The organism is Anaerobacillus sp. 1_MG-2023 (assembly GCF_030547345.1).
GTDB classification, from domain to species: Bacteria; Bacillota; Bacilli; order Bacillales; family Guptibacillaceae; genus Guptibacillus; species Guptibacillus hwajinpoensis_B.
Map to the genome: position 1 here is coordinate 150979 of NZ_JAUORD010000006.1, position 19291 is coordinate 170269.

The window sequence follows — 19291 nt, forward strand, 5'->3', positions numbered from 1 at the left end:
CCTATTGCTTGGTGATTGGTAGTGTTATTGTAACCGTCGTTCCTTCGCCTAGTAAACTTGTGTAATTCACTCTTCCACCAATATTTCGAATTAGCCGGTTCGTGATCATTGTACCTAAGCCGGTTCCTTTCGATTTTGTTGTATAAAATGGAAGTCCGATCTTTTCAAGCTCTTCCTTGCTCATCCCGGCTCCATTATCACGAATAACGATATCTACCGTACCTCTTTTTGTTCCGTATTGCAAAGCAACATGAATCAATCCTTCTCCTTCAATTGATTCAATTGCATTTTTTATAACGTTTATTAAACATTGTTTTAATTCTTGGGGATTACCCCATATATGAAATGCGCCCTTTTCATCATATTGAATTTTAACCGCGTAGTACGAGGCTAATACTTCCGTTAATGCAACTGTATCTCTGACAATTTTATTCAAATCTACTTGTTCACAGTCACTTTTGGAAGGTTTGATAAGCATCAAATAATCTGTAATGATTTTATTCGTCCGCTCGATTTCTTCAAGCATCAATGGGGCATAATTTTGAACTTTGGTGTCTACTGTGTCAGCCGAAATAAACTGCAGAAGACCTTTGACAGTCGTAAGCGGATTCCGTATTTCATGAGCGATAGCAGCAGCCATTTTTCCCGCAACTGATAGTTTCTCAAGATAAACCGTTTCTTGAAGTTGAATATTTATTAATACAAGTCGTTCAGTTAAATAGAAAATAATGAAATAGGCGATTGCAAATGACGTGAAATAGATCGGATAAAAATAGGTTTTTAACGGTTCTAAGAAAATAAGAATGATGGCAATATACGAAATGATAAATAGAATTCCTGTGAAAATAATCCCTTTCCACTTTCGGATTGATCTTTGAAAGTAGTTCATAAATCCAATTGCAATGAGAAACCCAACAATCGCAATAAGAACTCCAACCCAAGCATTTTCTCCACCCATCCAAGTTCGTGTTACAGAAATCGTGATCATGCAAATGAGGCCAGGCAGTTTGCCACCGTATAATGTTACAAGAATAAGAGGAACAACTCTTAAATCAAATACTGTATCTCCGAATTTTTCTAACGGAAAGAGCATACAAAGCAGAGCCATCAAGGAACTGATCACTCCATAAATCATCTTCTCTTTCAGGTTAATCGAGCTTGCTCTTGTAAATGGCATGACCATATTCCAGAGAAATAAGACTGAAAAGAGCATTGAAATATTAATAAGTAAGGGCCTTGCCATTTCCGACATGATTCGTACTCCTTTATTACTAATTGTTGCCATTTATATTCTACCATTAGAGTTTCATCTACACTAACAAAAATAGATAATAGTTCCAGTATAACATTTGTTAATCTCTACAAAATCCACTCCTTTAAGTGAATGATAGCGAATAGAAATATAAAAAAGGTTCACCGCATTCGGTGAACCTTCCTTATTATTTGAAGAAATTTTGAACTGAGGCTACAGCTGCCTCCCCCTGATCGATACAGTCAGGGAGACCTACTCCATTGTATGAAGCTCCAGCTAGAAAAACGCCCGGCATTTTCTTTTCAATTCCTGAAATAACGGTTTCAATTCTATTACGGTGGCCAACCTCATATTGCGGCATAGATTGTCTCCATCTCGTAATTCGGTAAAACTCAGGGTGGCCTTCAATTTCCATAATTTGATTCAGATCGTTTAATACTGTCTGAACGATTTCTTCATCACTTTTCTCAACAATTCCATCATTACCTGCTCGACCTACATAACAACGAAGAAGTACTTTTCCTTTTGGTGCAGAATGTTGCCACTTACGATGTGTCCAGGTACAGGCGGTAATCGTATAATCAGCGTTTCTAGATACAACAAATCCTGTTCCGTCCATTGCCTTTTTTATGGCTTCTTCAGGGAAAGCCATTGCAACTGTTGCAACCGTTGTGGAAGGCATGTCCTTTAGTGGAGCTACTTCCTGATGGTCTCGTAACATATGATATACCTGCTGATGCGGGGTCGTGATGATAACAGAATCAGCTGATAACTCCTCGCCGTTTGTTGTCTTAAGCGTGTAAGATCCATCGGCCTCATTTTGCTTTAATTGATCTACGTTAACATTTTTTCTAATGTTAACGTCTGTTAAGCATCTTTCAATTCCCATCACAAATGACTGTAAACCTGATTTGACCGTAAGGAAAGCCGGCTTTTTCTTACCAGTGCTTCGGCGAGAAGGTGGTGTCGTCTTCTTCATCCCTAGAATTAAACTACGGTACTTTCTTTCCACTTCTGAGAACTGAGGGAAGGTTGACATAAGGCTGAGTTTATCGATATCTCCTGCATAAATGCCTGACAGTAAAGGTTCGATTAAATTCTCAACAACCTCATTCCCAAGTCGTCTTCGAAAGAATAGTCCAAGTGACTGATCTCCCTCTCCCTGTTCTCTCCTCGGAAGAACTAAATCTCCTGCTGCTCTAGCTTTCCCTTTTAAGCTAAATAGCTTTGTCGAGATAAATGGAGAAAGCTCCGTTGGGATTCCCATTACTGCTCCACCTGGAATCGGATAGAGCTGGTCATTATTTAATACGAAGGCCTGTCCAGTGGAATTCGGAACAAGTTGATCTCCCATTCCCACTTCATTCACAAGACGTGCTGCGCTTTCCTTTCTAGCAAGAAAGGAATCAGGACCACGTTCAATCACAAAACCATTTGTCGTATCCGTTTGAATCTTTCCACCTAAACGATCTTTGCCTTCAAGTAACGTGATTTCATAGGATCGATTTTCGTTCCTCATCTCTTTTTGAAGGTAATAGGCGGCGGTTAATCCAGTAATCCCGCCTCCGATAATCACGATTTTTTTTGTTTGTTTACTCATACTGTATCATCTTCTTTTTTATTAGTTCATGCTTCACAACTGTTGCTAATATCTCTATAAATTCATCCGTTGCATTGGGCATTTCCGGACGATGATAGGCTGCACCAAGTTCATTGGTCATTTGTTGACATTCGTAATCATTGTCATATAGCACCTCGAGATGATCAGCGACAAATCCTACCGGACAGTAAATAAATCCTGTGTAACCTTCTTGCTCAAATAAGTCTCGAGTTAAATCTTGAATATCTGGCCCAATCCACGGATCGGGCGTATTGCCCTCGCTCTGCCATCCAATGGCATAATGTTCTATCCCAGCTCGTTCAGCAATATGCTTTGCTGTTTCTTCTAGCTGTCCTGGATAAGGATCCCCGTTCTGCAAGATTCTCTCAGGCAAACTGTGAGCAGAGAATATAACAATGGTTTTCTTTTTTTCCTTAGCATCAATCTGGCTTAAACACGATTGTAATTGATTCACCCAATATTGGATGAACTTAGGCTCGTTGTACCACTGGTCGATCGAATAGATACTGGGGAAGCCCCGTTTATCTGCTTCAGCTCTCGCTCGTTCATTATAGGTCTTTACACTTAATGTAGAGTAATGCGGAGCAAGAACAAGACTAACGGCTTCCTCAATCCCATCTTTCTGCATATTCCGAACGGCATCTTCTACAAAAGGTTCAATATGCTTTAAGCCAAGGTAGCTCTTAAACTCTACCTCTTCGCCAAATTCTTCATTCATACGATCCTCTAGCTTCTGAGCCTGTTTTGTTGTTATATCCGATAAGGGAGATATACCACCAATCGCTTCATACCGTTCAATCAAATCCTCCAACATTTCTTCTGTAGGTCGCTTCCCCCGACGTATATGTGTGTAGTATGGTTCAATTTCTGCTTCACTTCGCGGTGTACCGTAAGCCATAACTAAAAGGCCAATGGTTCGCTTCATGCCATACCTCCCCCATTTCCATTAACTGTTCTTACGCGTATATTCGTGTACAAAATTCGTTAAACGCTGCAATGTCTCAACTTGAACTTGTGGGAACACCCCATGACCTAGATTAAAGATAAATCCTGGCGTCTCCATTCCCTGATCAAGAATTTCTTTTGTTCTTTGTTCAATGACTTCCCACGGTGCAAGTAGAAGTGCAGGCTCGAGATTCCCCATGAGCGGCTTATTAATCCCCTCAACTTCTCTCACCTTCTTAATTGAAATTCTCCAGTCTATTCCAATTACATCAACAGGGAGCTTGTTCCATTCCTGAATAAGATGACTCGCTCCAACGCCAAACATTAAGAGTGGGACATTCAGTTCTTTTAAAGCAGAGAATATGCGATTCATAACAGGAGCAATATACGTCCGATAATCCATATCATTTAACGCACCAACCCATGAATCAAATAACTGGATAGCTTGAGCACCCGCTTTTACTTGAGCTGTAAGATAAGCAATTGTCATATCCCCAAGCTTATTCATTAGCTGAAACCATCCTTCTGGATCAGAATACATGAATGCTTTCGTTTTATGATAATTCTTAGAGGGTCCACCTTCAATCATATAGCTTGCAACAGTAAACGGCGCTCCGCTAAATCCAATTAAAGGAACAGACAATTGCTCCCGTAGCATCTTAATAGTTTCCATTACATAAGGAATATCTTTCAGTGGATCAAGTTCACCTAGTCGATCAATATCAGATCTACTCTTAATGGGATTATCGATAACAGGGCCTACACCTGATTTAATTTCTACATCCACACCGATAGATGGAAGTGGCGTCATAATATCTGCAAATAGTATAGCTGAATCAACACCAAGCTGTTCAACGGCAAATCGCGTCACTTCAGCCGCTACTTCTGGGTTTAGATTCATTTCATGAAATGAATATTTTTCTCTAATTTTTCTATATTCAGCCTGGTATCGACCTGCTTGTCTCATATACCAGACAGGTGTATGATCTGTCGCTTCTCCTCGGCATGCCCGAAGAAATTGATCATTAAATGATGCTTTATTCATGCTTGTCCACCTTTCTAATTGCAAAACGTACTTTTTTACATCCTTACATACTATAGCGATCGTAAGCTTCAGTGTACAGATATTGAAGAAAAAAGTCATAAAATCGTCCAACTTTGAAGCCGTTTACATCGTCTACTTTACCATAAGTAACCGATCGTTTAAGTGAAAATCCTCACTCATTTACTTGTTTTTCCTCTATCTTTTTATCTTCTTTCTCTTCTTCATTACCTTTAAACCGATCAAACAAACTGACGGAAGCTTCATTAGATGCCTCTCCTTCTTGCTCTGTTAACGGATTATAAGGAACTACTTGATAAGATACAGATCCAAAGAATGAGATCGAGTTTCTTGTATATTTCCCTTTTCCTTCAACTTCAGCTATCTTTTTTCTCTCCCCATCTTTTATTTCATAGATGTGATAAACAATACGATCATCAGAGGATGCTGTCCAATTCAATTTGACAGCGGGAAGACCATAAAGGAAATCAAAATCTGCCTTCAAATCATTCACTTTTGGCAGGGTAATAGGTTTTTCCATATCTTTCAATCCTGAAGGCTTACTAAATTCCTTAGTACTATTCTCATCGATTGAAGTATTTACCACCTTTTTAAAAAGTTGAACCGGATATTCACTTCCACCCGTCAGATACTGTGATTCCGTTGTCCGGTCATACCCCATCCATACTGCACCCACCAAATCTGGTGTAAAACCGACAAACCAGGCATCACGCGAACCACCCGATACTCCCTCATACGAAGTTGTTCCAGTCTTACCAGCGATAGCCACATCTGCTTCTCCACTTATGGCGGTACCATTCTTAACGACACCTTCGAGTATTCTTGTCATATACCATGCCGTTTGTTTGGAGTATACTTTCTCTTCCTCTTGTTTTGCTTCACCTACTACCTTGCCGTCATTATTGTATAACTTACTAATAAAATATGGATCGACATGCTTTCCTTCTTGAGCAAAAGGACGATAGGCTTCCATCATTTCAAAGGGAGAAACGCCCTTATCAATCCCTCCAAGAGCGATTTTTAAATCATTATCTTCAATTGAAAGGCCACTTTTTTCAAGAAAAGATTTTGAATATGAAATTCCAATCTCATTTAATAACCAAACTGCAGGTGCGTTAGCAGATACTCTGACAGCATCATAAAGAGAGAGTTGACCAGCGTATTGGTTATTATAGTTAGATGGAGAGTACCCATCGTAGTCAGTCTTTTCGTCCTTTAATAATGTATAAGGACTGTATTCCTTTTTCTCAATTGCTGGCCCATATACGGCTATAGGCTTGAATGCAGATCCAGGCTGTCTCTTTGAGGTCACGTGGTTAAGACCCTTCTGAACATAATCACGACCTCCCTGAACCGCTACTACTCCACCACTCTTTGCATCCATCATCGTCAGAGCCCCTTGAGGCGGATTGTTAGGATCACTTCCTGGGAAAAGCTTTCCGTTTTGAAATTGTTCATAAGCTGCTTTCTGCAAATCTTTATCCATTGGCACTACGATCTTATAACCACCACGTAATACTTCTTCATTCGAAAGATTAAATCGAGTCTTCGCTTCTTGAAGCGTCATATCAATGTACGTAAGGAAAGCTGCTTCCTTTGTTACTTCTGCCACATCAAGAGATAGCGTCTTTCCTTGAAGTCGAACCGCTTCTTTGGGTGTTATATAATCCTGCTTTTCCATTAAAGATAACACTAAATCTCTACGCTCTTTACTCTCTTCAGGATGATTAATTGGTGAATAATTTGAAGGTGCTTTCGGAAGTCCAGCTAACATGGCTCCTTCTTCAACACTTAACTCTGAGACTGGTTTATTAAAAAACAACATTGAAGCTGACTGTATACCATAAGCCCCATGTCCAAAATAAATTTGGTTTAAATACATTTCTAATATCTTCTTTTTACTATAGTTACGTTCTAAATTAATTGCGATAACAGCTTCTTTCGTTTTTCTTAACCAAGATTTGTCATTAGTTAGAAAAACATTCTTCGCTAATTGCTGTGTAATCGTACTTCCGCCTTCTACTTTTTTTCCAGCAAGAATATCACGATAAAGCGCTCGGCCAATTGCTTTTACATCAAGACCATGATGATCGTAGAATCGGCTATCTTCAGTTGCAACGAAAGCTTCCTGAACATGGTCTGGAATATCATCTATTGAGACCGGCTCACGGTTTTCAAAATAAAGTTTAGTAATAATTTCCCCATCTTTATCGACAAGTTGGGTAGCTGAATTCATCACAAGCTTTTTTTCGTCGATGACATAGTTTCCAGCAAGTAATATCCCCAAATACCCTAATAATCCAATGAGGAATACAGCTAATGTTGCGATTAAGCCGATGCCGAGTTTTTTCATTCTATGAGGCACTCCCTTATTAACTTAATTACAGCTAAGCTTACATGAAATAATGTTATATTTGTACTATATACAATGACGATTCTGTTTAGTTTTTGCCAAATAAGGGTAAAGTATCAGGCAATTCTCCCTGATCACTTCATTGAAAGGATGAATAAGATGAACGTTTACGTTACATATGGAACATACGACTATTTATCAAAGGTAAAAGAAGATCATGACGGAGAAAATGTAAAGCTTTTTTCTAATTCTGATGGTGCTGCACTTTATCACGAAACGTCTTCCGAAACTTTTTTCAAAAACGCTAAGAAATATGAATTAATGGACGAAAAGGGCGAGGTAACTGATCCTGGTTTTGTTGTTTTAAACCATATTCCTGTTGAGGAAAGTGAACGAGCGATATTTGAAGATAGGTTTAAAAACCGCGCTGGGAAAGTGGAAAATGAACCCGGGTGTCAAGGAATTCGAATTTTACGTCCAGTTCATAACGATCCATATATCGTCGCCACATTCTGGAATACTGAGAAGGACTTCAAGAATTGGCAAACTTCTGAAGCTTATCAAACAGCGCACAAAAATCGTAACACAAGTAAAGGACTTCCAAAAACGATCTTTTCAGGAAAGCCATATCTTAAAACTTATCAAGTCGAAAAAACAGATTCGGTTTAATTCTTAACGTGGTCGGGTAGTTTTTAGCTTAAGTGAATTATTCATATAGGAGTGAGCCTCATGTTAGTAAGCGAGAGTGAAGTGAATAAATACACGATCGATACAAAAGATGGCAACAAAGGCGTCTTAAAAGAGCTCTATTTCGATGATGAACATTGGACTATAAGGTATCTTGTTGTCGATACACACAAATGGTTACCTGGTCGAAAGGTATTGATTTCTCCGATTTCAATCGAGCAATTGAATCATGAGAATGAAGCTATTTCAGTTTCGCTTACATCTGAAGAAGTAAGTGAAAGCCCTGATATTGATACCGATCAACCTATTTCTAGAAAACACGAAATGGAACTGAACCGCCATTTTGGCTGGCCTTATTATTGGGTAGGAACTAACGCCTGGGGTAACGGGATGTATCCAAGACCGTTTATGGCTGATGATTTACCTGATGCTGATTCAACCTTGCATCATTCTAAACAAGACGAAGAAAATCACTTGCGAAGTAGTAATGAAGTAGCTGGATACCACATTCAGGCGACTGACGGTGAAATTGGTCATGTTAAAGATTTCATTTTTGATGAAGAATCATGGCAGCTTCGATATATCATTGTCGATACTAAAAACTGGTTTTCCGGAAAAGAAGTACTGCTCTCTACAAAATGGATTCATGACATTCACTGGCAAGATCGATCGGTAGTTGTAAATATAAAAAAAGAAGAAGTTCGTCAATCACCAGAATTTCGTCTAAACGAACCCATTACTCGCCGTTTCGAAGAAGACCTTCATACGCACTATGGGAAAACGGGATACTGGAAATTTTAATGAAAGCGAGGTGGCCATTCACCTCGCTTATTTCAGACAAACTTTGAGTTGATTTCCCAGGAAATCTAACTTGTTGACAGCAAATCTGGATTTTTTTATATTAATGGCAAAGTAAAAGCACATTCGTCAGTTTAGTCCAAAAAACAAGAGCGAAAATAATAGGACAAGAAATAGATAGGAGATTTATTGTGGCGAATTCTAACAAAAAAGACAAACAAGTAAAATATCCTGAAAGACAATTTTATTTTCCAGCGCAAATTGTTGAAACATTTATCGCAAAAGGAGAAGCTCATAGTGACAGACCATTGAATCGCCAGTTCATTTTATCAATTCTAGCTGGTGCATTTGTTACATTCGGAGCTATTTTCTCTGTTCTAATTGCGATGGGAGTTGAAACGGAAGGTGTTAGTAATCTCCTTTCAGGAATAGGATTTGTAACAGGATACGCGATTGTTTTTATTTCGGGAGCCATTCTCTTTACTGAAGTTAACGTGCTCCTTCCTACGTACATCCTTCAAAGAAGATTTTGGGTTCCTAAGAATATAATGAAGTTTTGGATAGTTTGTTATTTTGGTAACTTACTAGGTGCCCTGCTGGTAGGTACTCTTGTCGTTGCATCAGGATCATTAACCCCTGAATTCTATAGCGAATTAGCTACGTATACAGAACACAAAATGAAATTCCTATCTCACGGAACGGTAGGATGGTTTCAAATTCTTCTCTCAGGTATTATTGCGAACTGGCTTATTGGAATGGCTGCGTTTCTTGCTACCGCAGCTCGTGATTTAACAGGTAAAGTTCTTGCAACTACACTTCCTGTTATTATATTTGTGGCAGGAAATTTCCAGCATAGTGTAGCCAACATGGGGTATTTCAGCACATCCTTTATTCATGGCTCTGAATACTCTTGGATGGAATTCCTGTTCTTTAATCTTGTTCCAGCAAGTATCGGTAACCTGATTGGCGGTGGGGTACTCGTTGCTCTAACATTTACGTATGCGTTTAAAGAAGAAATTAATGAAGAACGCCTTCCAAAAGAAGAAGCAGAGTGAGAAAAAGCAGCCTGTCAGTTGACAGGCTGCTTTTTATTCAAAGAGGATATTAATGAAATAACCCTGATTCTCTGGACTTTTTCATTAAATACTTTGTCTTTTTAATGATAACTTCCTTAAGTACCGCTCCTATGAGAAGGAACACAACAGAAAAAATCCCCAAAAAGAATAAATCTTCTTTTGCTCGTGCCCATACAATTCCTCCTACTGCTTCTCTCATTAAATCTACTGCGTACGAAAATGGTAAATAAGGATGGATTGCTTGAAAGAACTCTGGTAGCAAAGCAACTGGATACGTTCCACCTGACCCAGCAATTTGAAGAACAAGAAAGACAATAGCCATCGCTTTACCTACATCCCCAAATACAGCAACTAAAGTATAAACCATTAACATGAACACAAAGCTAATCAAGAGTCCAAATAGTACAAAAAGAACAGGATTTACGATATCTACATTTAGAATAAAGAGATCTCCTGACGTTACAACAAGTGTTTGAAGGATACCAATGCTAATAAACGTCAATAATTTCCCGAAATACACCTGGCGGTTAGACGCTTCTTCAAAACCTGTGGCTTCAGTGGTAAGTAATGAAACAAGAAGAAGTGCCCCTACCCATAACGATAGAACAGTATAGAACGGTGTCATACCTGTACCGTAATTTTGAATCGGAAAGAGTGAGTTTTTACTTAACACAATAGGTTCTGCGAAAAAGCTTTGCTCTGCCATTGGATCATTCTTCAGTAAATCAATGATCTCGTTAATATCTGTTTCTCCTTGAATCTCTCTGATTCGATCCGCAAGCTGGTTCACTTTATCATTTACGTAAGGATATTCATTCAACATGTATGCTAAAATATCTTGACCTTCGCCTATATTCTCTTCAGTACTTGAAAGAATTCGTTCCACTTCAGGGATGGTGGTTTGCGCTTCTTTTAACGTCGATCGAGCATTCGATAACGTCTTTTTCGCACTTGCCACTTCAGCAAGAACACGAGGCTCAATGTCTTCCTTGTACTCTTTTAAGAATGAATCGATTCGATCAGCTGTTTCTCCGGATTTTTCCTGAAGAGTTGTTAAAATATCATCTATTTCTTCTTGCTTATCAGCCAAAGTAGATCCAATTTCACCACTATCTGCTTTAATCGTCTGTAACTGTTCTTTAACTTGATCAAGATCAGCGATTGCCTCATCGATAACCTCTTGCTGCTGCGAGTTAGCGGAAGGCTCCTGCGCTCTCTCTTGAGGAGATTCTTCTCCTTCTTCCTGCGACTCCACATTCTCGTTATTATCGCTAGCTTCCTGTACTTGCTTCAATACGACCTGAACATCATCAATACGCTGAACAGAATCATCTACTTGTTGATTTATCTGATTTCTTATTTCTTCTACTGAGGATAAATCAATATCTGGCGATTTTAAATCCGATAAGAACTTATTTACATCCTCAGCTGTTTGTTGAGCTTTAGTTAAATCTTCCTCTACTTGCGGTGCAAGCTTATTCAATCGATCTTCTGACTCGTTTAAAAATTGTGTGGTTCCATCAATCGTGCTAATGCCTTCACTCGTAATTTGCTGAGCTTCCGGAAGAAGTCCTTGAACTTTATTTATCACATTTTCAGCATCTCTCGAGTCAGATAGAGCATCGGAAATCAAACGATTGATCTCTGGCAGGTTCTCTTCTAGTTTGAATACATATTCCTCGAATTGTTTTATGTCTGATAAGTCCTTTTCAAATTCTACTCCTAAATCATTAAATACTTCAAAGATTGTCCCATTCACAACCGATACAAAGTTACTTGTAATTTGATCAACAATGACACTCGCACCTTTTTCAGTGATCTTTGGTGCGATCGCATTTACTTTTTCGTTTACATAGTACTCTACTTCCGCTTTCTCAGGTTCATCATTAATAACTGTCCCGAGCTTCTCTGAAAAATCTCCTGGAATGACGATTACTGCAAAATAGTCCCCATACTCAAGCTTATCCATCGCAGCTTCTCGATTTGAGAAATGCCACTCAAGACTGTCATTATCTTTCAATTCCTTCGTTAGCTCTTCACCTGCATCAATTTCTTTATCCCGAATCGTTGCCCCCTTGTCTTCATTGACAATGCCAACCGGAAGCTGATCCGTTTGACTATAAGGGTCCCATGATGCTCCAATATTAAACCAAGCATAAAGAGAAGGTAGAATAATAAGACCACCTAATAGAATCGCAGCTACCCAATTCGATCCAATTCCCTTCCAATCTTTCTTGAAAATTCTTAAGATATTCTTCATTTGCAAGCCCCTACTCATCAAAATATGTATCCTCCAACTAGTATAATTCCCTAATAAGTGAATTGTCATGAGAAATGAGTCCAATGTTAATCAGTCCAGTCTCTCAACCAATTGCAATAGCTACTATGTGGAGGTATTCAGCCAATTGAATTCGAAATCAACTTTTTTGGAATTCTACTATCTGTGTGTACTTCACTGAATATAAGGGAATAAGAAAAGAAGATTATACGAAAGGAGTCATTATCGTGACACGTGTAGCCATTATCTTAAATCCCAAAGCTGGAAATGTTAAAATGGTCAACCAAATTGATACGATCCAAGAAAGATTACGAGAAAACTATGATGAGGTTTCCCTTTATAAAACAGAATACAAAGGACATGGTGCTGAATTAGTCGCAGAACTAGGCGACGAAGTAGACATTCTCATTGGGGCTGGTGGGGATGGGACCATAAATGAATTAGCAAATGCGATTTGCCAAAGAGAGAAGCGTCCTGTTTTCGGTATTATTCCTGGAGGAACTTGCAATGACTTCTCTAGAGCAATCGGGATTAACCAAAATCCACTTCTAGCAGTTGAACAGCTTTTAGAAGACAACCGTTCCCTTATTGATGTAGGTCGATCAAATGATGAGTATTTCTTGAATTTCTGGGGAATCGGCTTAATCACTCAGGCTTCTGAGAACATTAATCCTGATACAAAAGAAGTTTTCGGAAGGCTTTCTTACTACATTAGTACTGCACAAACGATCAACAATCCACAGCCTTTTCATCTTAAAGTAGATGCCGACGGGCAGAATTTTGAAGGGGAAGCTGTCATGATGATCGTAGGGAACGGTCCATTTACTGGCGGGATCCAAGCTTTCTTCCCTGACAATAATCTGCAAGATGGTGAATTTGATGTCTTAATCATTAAAGAAACGTCTCTCCCAACTTTTTGGTCCATTTTTCAATCGAAGGTTTTCAAGCAGTCGCGATTTAACGAAGATATCATTCATTTCCAAACAAAAAATTTAAAAATAGAAGCAGATCCAGAGCAAAATATCGACTGTGACGGAGAACGTCATCATACGACTCCGTCAACGCTCGAAGTACTGCCTGCATACTTAACTGTTCTTACTGGAGAAAATTTTTCTGAATGAACCCAATGTTAACGAGGATCTCTTAATCCAAAGAACCCATTCAAGAGAGAAAATACAAACAAATAGCCAGAGTGTACCAGCTGCATAACCTGCTAGAACGTCACTTGGATAATGAACACCTAAATAGATTCGACTAAATCCGATCAGTGCGATGAAGAAGAATACAAGTGTTCCACTTAACCACTTTGTCGTTCTACTCCTCTGGCTTCTTACAATAAGGTAACCAATAAATCCATATAGTAGAAAAGATCCCATCGCATGTCCACTAGGGAAACTATATCCCACTGCATCATAAGCAGCATCGATAGAAGGTCTTGACCTAGCAAAAAAATGTTTTAGTTCTGTCGTTAAAAGTCCGCCTGCCGCCTGAGCTATGACAAAAAAGAGAATGCTCCAACCATCACGTAGTTTAAACCATAGAAAAGCTACAGTCGCAACAGAAACCACTGAAATCCACCAAACAGAGCCAAGTTCTGTTACAAATTCCATCACACTTAATAATCCATCGGAACGAATGCCGTCTACGCCAGAAATAATCGCTTGATCAAATTGTAGCGTTTCTTTTTCTAATATTTCTTCTGCTAACTCTGAAAACAACATGATTGCCAAAACAGCAATGAATAGTCCAAATGCATTTAGCACAAGTGGAAACCACACTTTTTTTTGCTTTAACGCTCCTGGCAAGGAGCTAAAAAAATTATTTTTATTCATAATATCGCACCTTTCACCGTTTTCAATTCTCCAAACTCTGTGAAGTTCTTCACCTCATAAAATTCTTTTTAAAAAAGCCGCTGTGTCAGCAGCGGCTTTGCCTTTACTTATCTTTAGTTAGAACCATTCGTACAAGAAGATGGGCCAATTCATGACGTTGCTCTTTACTTCCCACGAGCCATAACTCTTGTAATAGCTTTTCTTCTCTATTCTTAGGCTCCTCCTTCTTCGCGAGATAACCCGCTACTTTCTCTGCAGCTTGAGCTAGCGCTTCTTCACTAAGTCCTAATTTTTCTCCGATTTCGACTCTAGTGGCAAGATATTTCTTAAAGTCCTCAAAATTGGAGAGAATATCATCCATTTTGTCATCGCTCATGCGATCTAGGGTATCATCAACTTTATTTACATCAAGCTGACTATCTTTATCAACTAAATGATTTTTTTCACTCATTACTTCCACTCCTTTTTATTAGTTGTCCATAACAGACAGAGATTTTTCAATGAATGCAGGAATATCGTCTGGATTTCTACTACTAACTAGATTTCCACCACAAACAACCACTTCTTCATCAAACACATTGGCCCCCGCATATTTTAGATCTGTTTGAATGGATTTAAATCCTGTGATGTTTCTTCCATTTAATACTTCAGCAGAAATGAGCAGCTGTGGACCATGACAGATCACGAGAGTTTTCTTATTTAGAAACATCATTTTTTTCGTAAATGCAACAAATCGATCATCTGCACGCAGTTCATCAGGTGAAACGCCACCTGGAATAAAAAGAACGTCAAAATCTTCCGCTTTTACCTCATCGATTCCTTTATCAGACGTTACTTTAGCCTCACCTTGTTTTCCTGTTAATTCTTGGCCAGCTTCTGTACTAATTACTGTCAGGGAATGGTTTGCATTCTTAAACTGCTCAGCAGGTTTTGTATATTCCACATCCTCAAACATGCTTGTCATAAGTACTGCAATTTTACTCAATTTAGGCCCTCCTATAGATTAACTAGTTATGATTTACATAGTTGAATATTACCCCTCCCATCATCAGTCAAACATCCATTCTATTCTTCCTATCTTTTTCAATGTTTATGTTTTATTAGCAAGGAGGAAGGGTAAAATTAATATGGAACCAAAACAGTACAGAATTAGAAAGGATGTTTAGAATGGCTGACAAAAAACAAGAACTTATCGATGGACTTAATGTTGACCTTGCAAATGAATACGCAGCTAGTATTATGTACACATACAATGCAGCTGTAGTCTCTGGTTTATATCGTCAAACACTAAAACCATTCTTTGAAAGTGAAATTGCAGACGAACAGGGCCATGCCCTTTACCTTGCAGAAAAAATTAAAGTACTTGGTGGTACACCAACTACTGCTCCTGCTGAAGTAAAACAACTTACTGATGTAAAAGAAATGCTTATTGAAGCTAGAACGGCTGAAAAAGATACCATTGATCGTTACGAGAAACGTAAAAAGCAAGCAGAGGAACTAGGATTTACTGAACTAGTTGTGAAGCTTGATGATATGATCGCCGATGAAACACACCATATGGAAGAAATGGACCGCATTCTTAGCGATGCTCGATTCGAATAAGATAAATAATTTTAAAAAGGCCAGCCGGAAATCCGGCTGGCCTTTTTTTGTTCTACTCTTCTTGTTCCTTTGCCTCAATGATACGTTTCCTATAGGCATTCATGGCATTTTCCCCTAGCCAGTCAAGAAAGTGATAATTCACATACGCCCCGACTATTGCTCCAAAACCAGGAATCATCTGAAGTAATTTAGGAAGGTCGATATAATCTCTATACTCGAGTTGAAATGACTTCCAATCATGTTCATCATTGAATTTATTTCTTATTTCTAACTGGTTAAGCGTATCATCCCAGTTAGCGATGCGCTCATAACTGCTCCTTCTCGCCTCATCTGCTGAAAAAGCAAGTTGAAAAATTGTAAGAATAAACACTCTTTCTTCAAATTTCTTAGCATCATATCCATAAACACTGGCAAGATCAAAAAGGAACTTCATCTTAATGGATAAAAGCAAAGGAAAATCAGCTAAACCAAGAAGGATCCCACCTGCGCCTGTACCTGCTCCTTCTGTAGCAGCAATACGTTTATACTTAAGTATTAATCGTCTTGCTTTTTCATCTCTCACTTGAAGAGGTTGATTGTTATCTGGTTCTTTAACAGTATACGTATTTCCAGCCAGAACACCTTGGACCATTGTTTTAATACCATTTGTAACGATCGAATGGATACGTTCAGGTATTTTATCGTTAATCCGATTTTGTATTTTTTTTGCTGAACGGGAAACCATAGAAGATTTTTTCTTTATTTTTCGTTCCCAGGATTCAAGCTCTTCTTCTACCTCACTTAAATAACTCATACTGCAAAACATCCTTTGGCTCTGACTTTTAACACCAAACCGGTCAACTAAATCTTCTGTTTTCCGGTACTGTTTCGAGATGTGGCTACAGCAACTGCGGCTGCCCCTACAATAAGGATCAATCCAGCCGACCCAATGTCAAAAGAAAGAACAAAAGAAAGAACAGCAAAAGTAACTGCTTGTGCACCTAGTAAACGAATTAGCAGGGCGCGAAACGCTATTACTTGTTCTTTATCTGACAGTGGATAAAGTTTTACCATCACATGTGCCTGGTAGTGAGGGAACAATGTTCGAAGTTGAACAGCTGTTAAATAAATAATGAGCGCAGTCCCAACCACTTTACCTGTAACTCCAGGAACAAAAGCGATCACTACGAGTCCTAAAAGCCATAGCCTAAAATAGATACCTAAATATTCATTACTTCTAATAAATGCTTTTTGATAGAGCGTCTCATAAACATTATTTGTTGGGAGAAGTTTCTCCGCAATTGAGCTTAGTGTACGCCTTTGTTTAACAGACTGTTTTAATTTAGGGACATCCGTAAATAAATTAGCTGTTCGATAGAACTTCATACTTTGTTGTTCATCTAGAACAAGTAGCTTCTCCCATTTGATTGCATATTTACGTTGTAACGGAAGAAAGAATAGAAAAAGAATCGCTACAAGTATGAGACATGAGAGCGTTACGAAAATCCATGATGCCTGCGCCAGTAATAAATATGTTAATAGCATTGTAGTAAAAAGACGCACCATCGTATAAAGCCAGGAAGTTTGGTGAGCTGGTAAGTGGAGTTCCATCCACTTCATGATGACGTTAACTCCCTTTAATGCAATCAGGACAATAATTACAAACACGTAATAAGGCGTTCCAGCAGACATCTCGTGCTGATAGAGAGGTGCAAGAATCGTCATAACGACAACGGTTATAAATACTTGAAGTCCGAAACTATACAAGAGAGATTTGCGAAAGTAGCCGTGTAAACGGTTTTCCGCTGGTAGCATAAATACGAGATCGGCTTCTGACAAAAAGAACCTTAATGGCGTTCGAACCACAGTCACTGCAGCAATGACTGTGATGACCGCTAATCCAGGAAATGATTCAGGAAGTACTTTCAATAATTCACTGTAATAATACGCCCCGAATATGAGGGTAAGAACAAGCGTGAATAAAAAGCTGCTATTACCAATTAGTCTGAAGTAACGCAGGGCAATTTTCCAAAAGGCCCCTGCCCTTTCTTTCCATAGCGTCTCAAGCTGCATCATTTGCCACTCCTGGTCGCTTCAATATAGATATCATCGAGCGTAGCAGCTTTGTTGCCGATTTGATGCCGTAATTCTGTCATAGTACCTGACATCACTATTCGGCCATCGTGCAGAATAATAAATCGATCGCAATACCTTTCAGCTGTTGAAAGGATATGTGTCGACATTAATACCCCTGCCCCTTCCTCTTTCATCTCAAGCATCATATCAAGAAAGGACTGAATCCCAATAGGATCTAAACCAACAAAGGGCTCATCTACGATATAAAGAGATGGTTTTACGAGAAAGGCACACATGATCATAACCTTCTGTCTCATCCCTTTAGAAAAATGACCCGGAAACCACTTCTTCATATTAGTCATCCGAAACTCTTTAAGAAGTGCTTCAGCTCTTTCTTTCCATTCTTCACTTAATTCATAAGCTAGAGCTGTCAGCTGTAAATGCTCCCAAAGCGTTAATTCATCATACAACAACGGTGTTTCTGGTATATATGAAAACTGTTTACGGTAACCATCTTTATTTTCAGAGAAGCTCGTACCACCCACGCGGATACGACCATTCATTGGGTCAAGTAAGCCAAGAATATGTTTGATTGTTGTACTTTTCCCAGCCCCATTAAGGCCAATGAGACCAACAATTTCATTTGAATTTACATTAAGAGAAAGATCATGGAGTACAGGCTTATTCGCCTGGTATCCACCAGTAAGATTGCTAACTTCCAGAATTGAATTCGTCATAGGGTTCCTCTCATTTCGCGTCATTTGTTTACATTTTAACAAACTTTCAATTGGAGCGTGAAACAATGAGTGGAATGATTCGTACAGCACCCTGCTCACTTACCCCTATCCACATCTTACCTTTTTCACAGAAGACTTTCCATAAAGGACATTTTTCATTATAAATACTCGTCCATATTGTTAACTTTTGTTATTGACTCAGTTAAGTGGAGGTTTAGTTTCCAGACGAAGTAGCCGATCATCGAGATAAGAAAACTCACAATACATGAATAGATCGATGATATTAAGAACATCCTTATAGAGAGTGTGGCGTCTTCCCTTAAAATAAGTTGCACTCAAGGCTCTGCACCCCCGGCAGAGCCTTTTCTTATTCCGATCCAATTGTGCCTAGAAATAAATATTTCTTAGATCATATAGAAGTTTCGTTTGATCATTGGATTATGTTTGCAAGATATGGATGTACATTAGGAAGAAGCGGTCTTAACGAAAATGAAAATTATGGTACGATATATGAAAAGATTGAAAGGATGATGAACATGAGCCATTCCCCCGATTGCATATTCTGTAAAATTATTAATGGAGATATTCCATCTGCGAAAGTTTACGAAAATGAAGACGTTCTAGCCTTTCTAGACCTTACACAAGTAACAGAAGGACATACCCTCGTCATTCCAAAAAAACATCAGCAAAACATCTACGAGCTTGATCCCGAGACAGCCTCAAAGCTCTTTGCTGCAGTTCCTGAAATAGCAAATGCTTTAAAAGCGAACTTTACTCCTGAAGGCATGAATCTTCTTAACAATAATGAAGCGATTGCCGGACAATCTGTTTTTCATTATCATCTACACCTTATTCCACGCTACGGTAAAGGGGACGGATTCGGAGCGGTATGGAAAACACACGAAAATGACTATGATGCGGAGAAGTTACAGCGCCTTGCTGAAGGGATTCGTTCGCACATTAATTCTGAATGAAATTGTCTTGATACATAA

The 19291-nt window shown here is 38.8% G+C and carries 18 protein-coding genes; 6 read left to right on the forward strand and 12 right to left on the reverse strand.

The genetic code is table 11. The features are described 5' to 3' along the window. Window position 1: 1 nt before the first annotated feature. The 5 genes from Q4550_RS12440 to Q4550_RS12460 all read right to left on the reverse strand — a co-directional run bounded on the left by Q4550_RS12440 (window position 2) and on the right by Q4550_RS12460 (window position 7234). Window positions 2-1252 carry an ATP-binding protein gene (locus tag Q4550_RS12440; RefSeq protein ID WP_303533118.1) on the reverse strand — a complete coding sequence of 417 codons (1251 nt, stop codon included), beginning with the start codon at window positions 1250-1252 and terminating at the stop codon, window positions 2-4. Between the two features lie 187 nt (window positions 1253-1439). Then, window positions 1440-2852 (reverse strand): protoporphyrinogen oxidase, encoded by a 1413-nt coding sequence (gene hemY / locus Q4550_RS12445; protein ID WP_303533121.1) that lies wholly within the window; start codon window positions 2850-2852, stop codon window positions 1440-1442. After that, window positions 2845-3798: a ferrochelatase gene (gene hemH, locus Q4550_RS12450; protein WP_303533123.1), complete on the reverse strand. Its 954-nt coding sequence runs from the start codon at window positions 3796-3798 to the stop codon at window positions 2845-2847. Before hemH ends, hemY begins: the two co-directional genes overlap by 8 nt. Before the next feature lie 21 nt (window positions 3799-3819). After that, window positions 3820-4863, reverse strand: a complete 1044-nt coding sequence (gene hemE / locus Q4550_RS12455) for a uroporphyrinogen decarboxylase (RefSeq protein ID WP_303533126.1) — start codon at window positions 4861-4863, stop codon at window positions 3820-3822. Between the two features lie 172 nt (window positions 4864-5035). After that, entirely contained in the window at window positions 5036-7234 is a 2199-nt protein-coding gene (locus Q4550_RS12460; protein WP_303533129.1) for a transglycosylase domain-containing protein, read from the reverse strand. A 159-nt stretch (window positions 7235-7393) separates the two neighbouring features. Between Q4550_RS12460 and Q4550_RS12465 the strand changes: the two genes are divergently transcribed. The 3 genes from Q4550_RS12465 (at window position 7394) to Q4550_RS12475 (ending at window position 9774) form a co-directional block, all read left to right on the forward strand. Then, window positions 7394-7903, forward strand: a complete 510-nt coding sequence (locus Q4550_RS12465) for an antibiotic biosynthesis monooxygenase family protein (protein ID WP_194219987.1) — start codon at window positions 7394-7396, stop codon at window positions 7901-7903. Between the two features lie 60 nt (window positions 7904-7963). After that, a complete protein-coding gene (locus Q4550_RS12470) occupies window positions 7964-8722 on the forward strand; it encodes a PRC-barrel domain-containing protein (RefSeq protein ID WP_303533133.1) in 759 nt (252 codons plus the stop codon). Window positions 8723-8910: 188 nt separating this feature from the next. Beyond that, on the forward strand, window positions 8911-9774 hold the full coding sequence (locus Q4550_RS12475; protein ID WP_308809529.1) for a formate/nitrite transporter family protein: 864 nt from the start codon (window positions 8911-8913) through the stop codon (window positions 9772-9774). A 49-nt stretch (window positions 9775-9823) separates the two neighbouring features. On the opposite strand, the gene Q4550_RS12480 is transcribed toward Q4550_RS12475, so the two are convergent. Further along, window positions 9824-12055: a YhgE/Pip domain-containing protein gene (locus Q4550_RS12480; protein WP_303533136.1), complete on the reverse strand. Its 2232-nt coding sequence runs from the start codon at window positions 12053-12055 to the stop codon at window positions 9824-9826. A gap of 245 nt (window positions 12056-12300) precedes the next feature. Between Q4550_RS12480 and Q4550_RS12485 the strand changes: the two genes are divergently transcribed. Beyond that, the gene (locus Q4550_RS12485; protein ID WP_303533138.1) at window positions 12301-13194 is read left to right on the forward strand and encodes a diacylglycerol/lipid kinase family protein; all 894 of its coding nucleotides are present in this window, start codon (window positions 12301-12303) and stop codon (window positions 13192-13194) included. On the opposite strand, the gene Q4550_RS12490 is transcribed toward Q4550_RS12485, so the two are convergent. The 3 genes from Q4550_RS12490 to Q4550_RS12500 all read right to left on the reverse strand — a co-directional run bounded on the left by Q4550_RS12490 (window position 13159) and on the right by Q4550_RS12500 (window position 14890). Then, window positions 13159-13905, reverse strand: a complete 747-nt coding sequence (locus Q4550_RS12490) for a phosphatase PAP2 family protein (RefSeq protein WP_303533140.1) — start codon at window positions 13903-13905, stop codon at window positions 13159-13161. The genes Q4550_RS12485 and Q4550_RS12490 overlap by 36 nt on opposite strands. 103 nt (window positions 13906-14008) lie before the next feature. After that, window positions 14009-14356, reverse strand: a complete 348-nt coding sequence (locus tag Q4550_RS12495) for a DUF3243 domain-containing protein (RefSeq protein WP_194219992.1) — start codon at window positions 14354-14356, stop codon at window positions 14009-14011. Window positions 14357-14374: 18 nt separating this feature from the next. After that, window positions 14375-14890, reverse strand: a complete 516-nt coding sequence (locus Q4550_RS12500) for a type 1 glutamine amidotransferase domain-containing protein (protein WP_303533146.1) — start codon at window positions 14888-14890, stop codon at window positions 14375-14377. Between the two features lie 182 nt (window positions 14891-15072). Between Q4550_RS12500 and Q4550_RS12505 the strand changes: the two genes are divergently transcribed. After that, window positions 15073-15507 (forward strand): ferritin-like domain-containing protein, encoded by a 435-nt coding sequence (locus tag Q4550_RS12505; RefSeq protein ID WP_098446445.1) that lies wholly within the window; start codon window positions 15073-15075, stop codon window positions 15505-15507. A gap of 52 nt (window positions 15508-15559) precedes the next feature. Here the strand turns inward: Q4550_RS12505 and Q4550_RS12510 are convergent, their stop codons facing one another. From Q4550_RS12510 to Q4550_RS12520, 3 genes are read right to left on the reverse strand one after another with little or no spacing between them, the layout of a single operon-like run. Continuing rightward, window positions 15560-16300: an EcsC family protein gene (locus Q4550_RS12510; protein ID WP_303533156.1), complete on the reverse strand. Its 741-nt coding sequence runs from the start codon at window positions 16298-16300 to the stop codon at window positions 15560-15562. Window positions 16301-16347: 47 nt separating this feature from the next. Continuing rightward, a complete protein-coding gene (locus Q4550_RS12515; RefSeq protein ID WP_303533158.1) occupies window positions 16348-17562 on the reverse strand; it encodes an ABC transporter permease in 1215 nt (404 codons plus the stop codon). Then, on the reverse strand, window positions 17559-18299 hold the full coding sequence (locus tag Q4550_RS12520; RefSeq protein WP_194219995.1) for an ABC transporter ATP-binding protein: 741 nt from the start codon (window positions 18297-18299) through the stop codon (window positions 17559-17561). The genes Q4550_RS12515 and Q4550_RS12520 overlap by 4 nt, the downstream gene beginning before the upstream one ends. Window positions 18300-18835: 536 nt before the next feature. Here Q4550_RS12520 and Q4550_RS12525 point away from each other — a divergent pair. Next, window positions 18836-19273: an HIT family protein gene (locus tag Q4550_RS12525; protein WP_303533162.1), complete on the forward strand. Its 438-nt coding sequence runs from the start codon at window positions 18836-18838 to the stop codon at window positions 19271-19273. The last annotated feature ends 18 nt before the right edge of the window (window positions 19274-19291 follow it).

What these genes read in the sequence shown, in the direction of transcription:
- Q4550_RS12490 (WP_303533140.1), bottom strand. Translation starts at nt 13,905, where the DNA reads ATGAATAAAAATAATTTTTTTAGCTCCTTGCCAGGAGCGTTAAAGCAA.
- hemY (WP_303533121.1), bottom strand. Translation starts at nt 2,852, where the DNA reads ATGAGTAAACAAACAAAAAAAATCGTGATTATCGGAGGCGGGATTACT.
- Q4550_RS12525 (WP_303533162.1), top strand. Translation starts at nt 18,836, where the DNA reads ATGAGCCATTCCCCCGATTGCATATTCTGTAAAATTATTAATGGAGAT.
- Q4550_RS12470 (WP_303533133.1), top strand. Translation starts at nt 7,964, where the DNA reads ATGTTAGTAAGCGAGAGTGAAGTGAATAAATACACGATCGATACAAAA.
- Q4550_RS12480 (WP_303533136.1), bottom strand. Translation starts at nt 12,055, where the DNA reads ATGAAGAATATCTTAAGAATTTTCAAGAAAGATTGGAAGGGAATTGGA.
- Q4550_RS12460 (WP_303533129.1), bottom strand. Translation starts at nt 7,234, where the DNA reads ATGAAAAAACTCGGCATCGGCTTAATCGCAACATTAGCTGTATTCCTC.
- Q4550_RS12515 (WP_303533158.1), bottom strand. Translation starts at nt 17,562, where the DNA reads ATGATGCAGCTTGAGACGCTATGGAAAGAAAGGGCAGGGGCCTTTTGG.
- Q4550_RS12465 (WP_194219987.1), top strand. Translation starts at nt 7,394, where the DNA reads ATGAACGTTTACGTTACATATGGAACATACGACTATTTATCAAAGGTA.
- hemE (WP_303533126.1), bottom strand. Translation starts at nt 4,863, where the DNA reads ATGAATAAAGCATCATTTAATGATCAATTTCTTCGGGCATGCCGAGGA.
- Q4550_RS12510 (WP_303533156.1), bottom strand. Translation starts at nt 16,300, where the DNA reads ATGAGTTATTTAAGTGAGGTAGAAGAAGAGCTTGAATCCTGGGAACGA.
- Q4550_RS12495 (WP_194219992.1), bottom strand. Translation starts at nt 14,356, where the DNA reads ATGAGTGAAAAAAATCATTTAGTTGATAAAGATAGTCAGCTTGATGTA.
- Q4550_RS12440 (WP_303533118.1), bottom strand. Translation starts at nt 1,252, where the DNA reads ATGTCGGAAATGGCAAGGCCCTTACTTATTAATATTTCAATGCTCTTT.
- hemH (WP_303533123.1), bottom strand. Translation starts at nt 3,798, where the DNA reads ATGAAGCGAACCATTGGCCTTTTAGTTATGGCTTACGGTACACCGCGA.
- Q4550_RS12505 (WP_098446445.1), top strand. Translation starts at nt 15,073, where the DNA reads ATGGCTGACAAAAAACAAGAACTTATCGATGGACTTAATGTTGACCTT.
- Q4550_RS12520 (WP_194219995.1), bottom strand. Translation starts at nt 18,299, where the DNA reads ATGACGAATTCAATTCTGGAAGTTAGCAATCTTACTGGTGGATACCAG.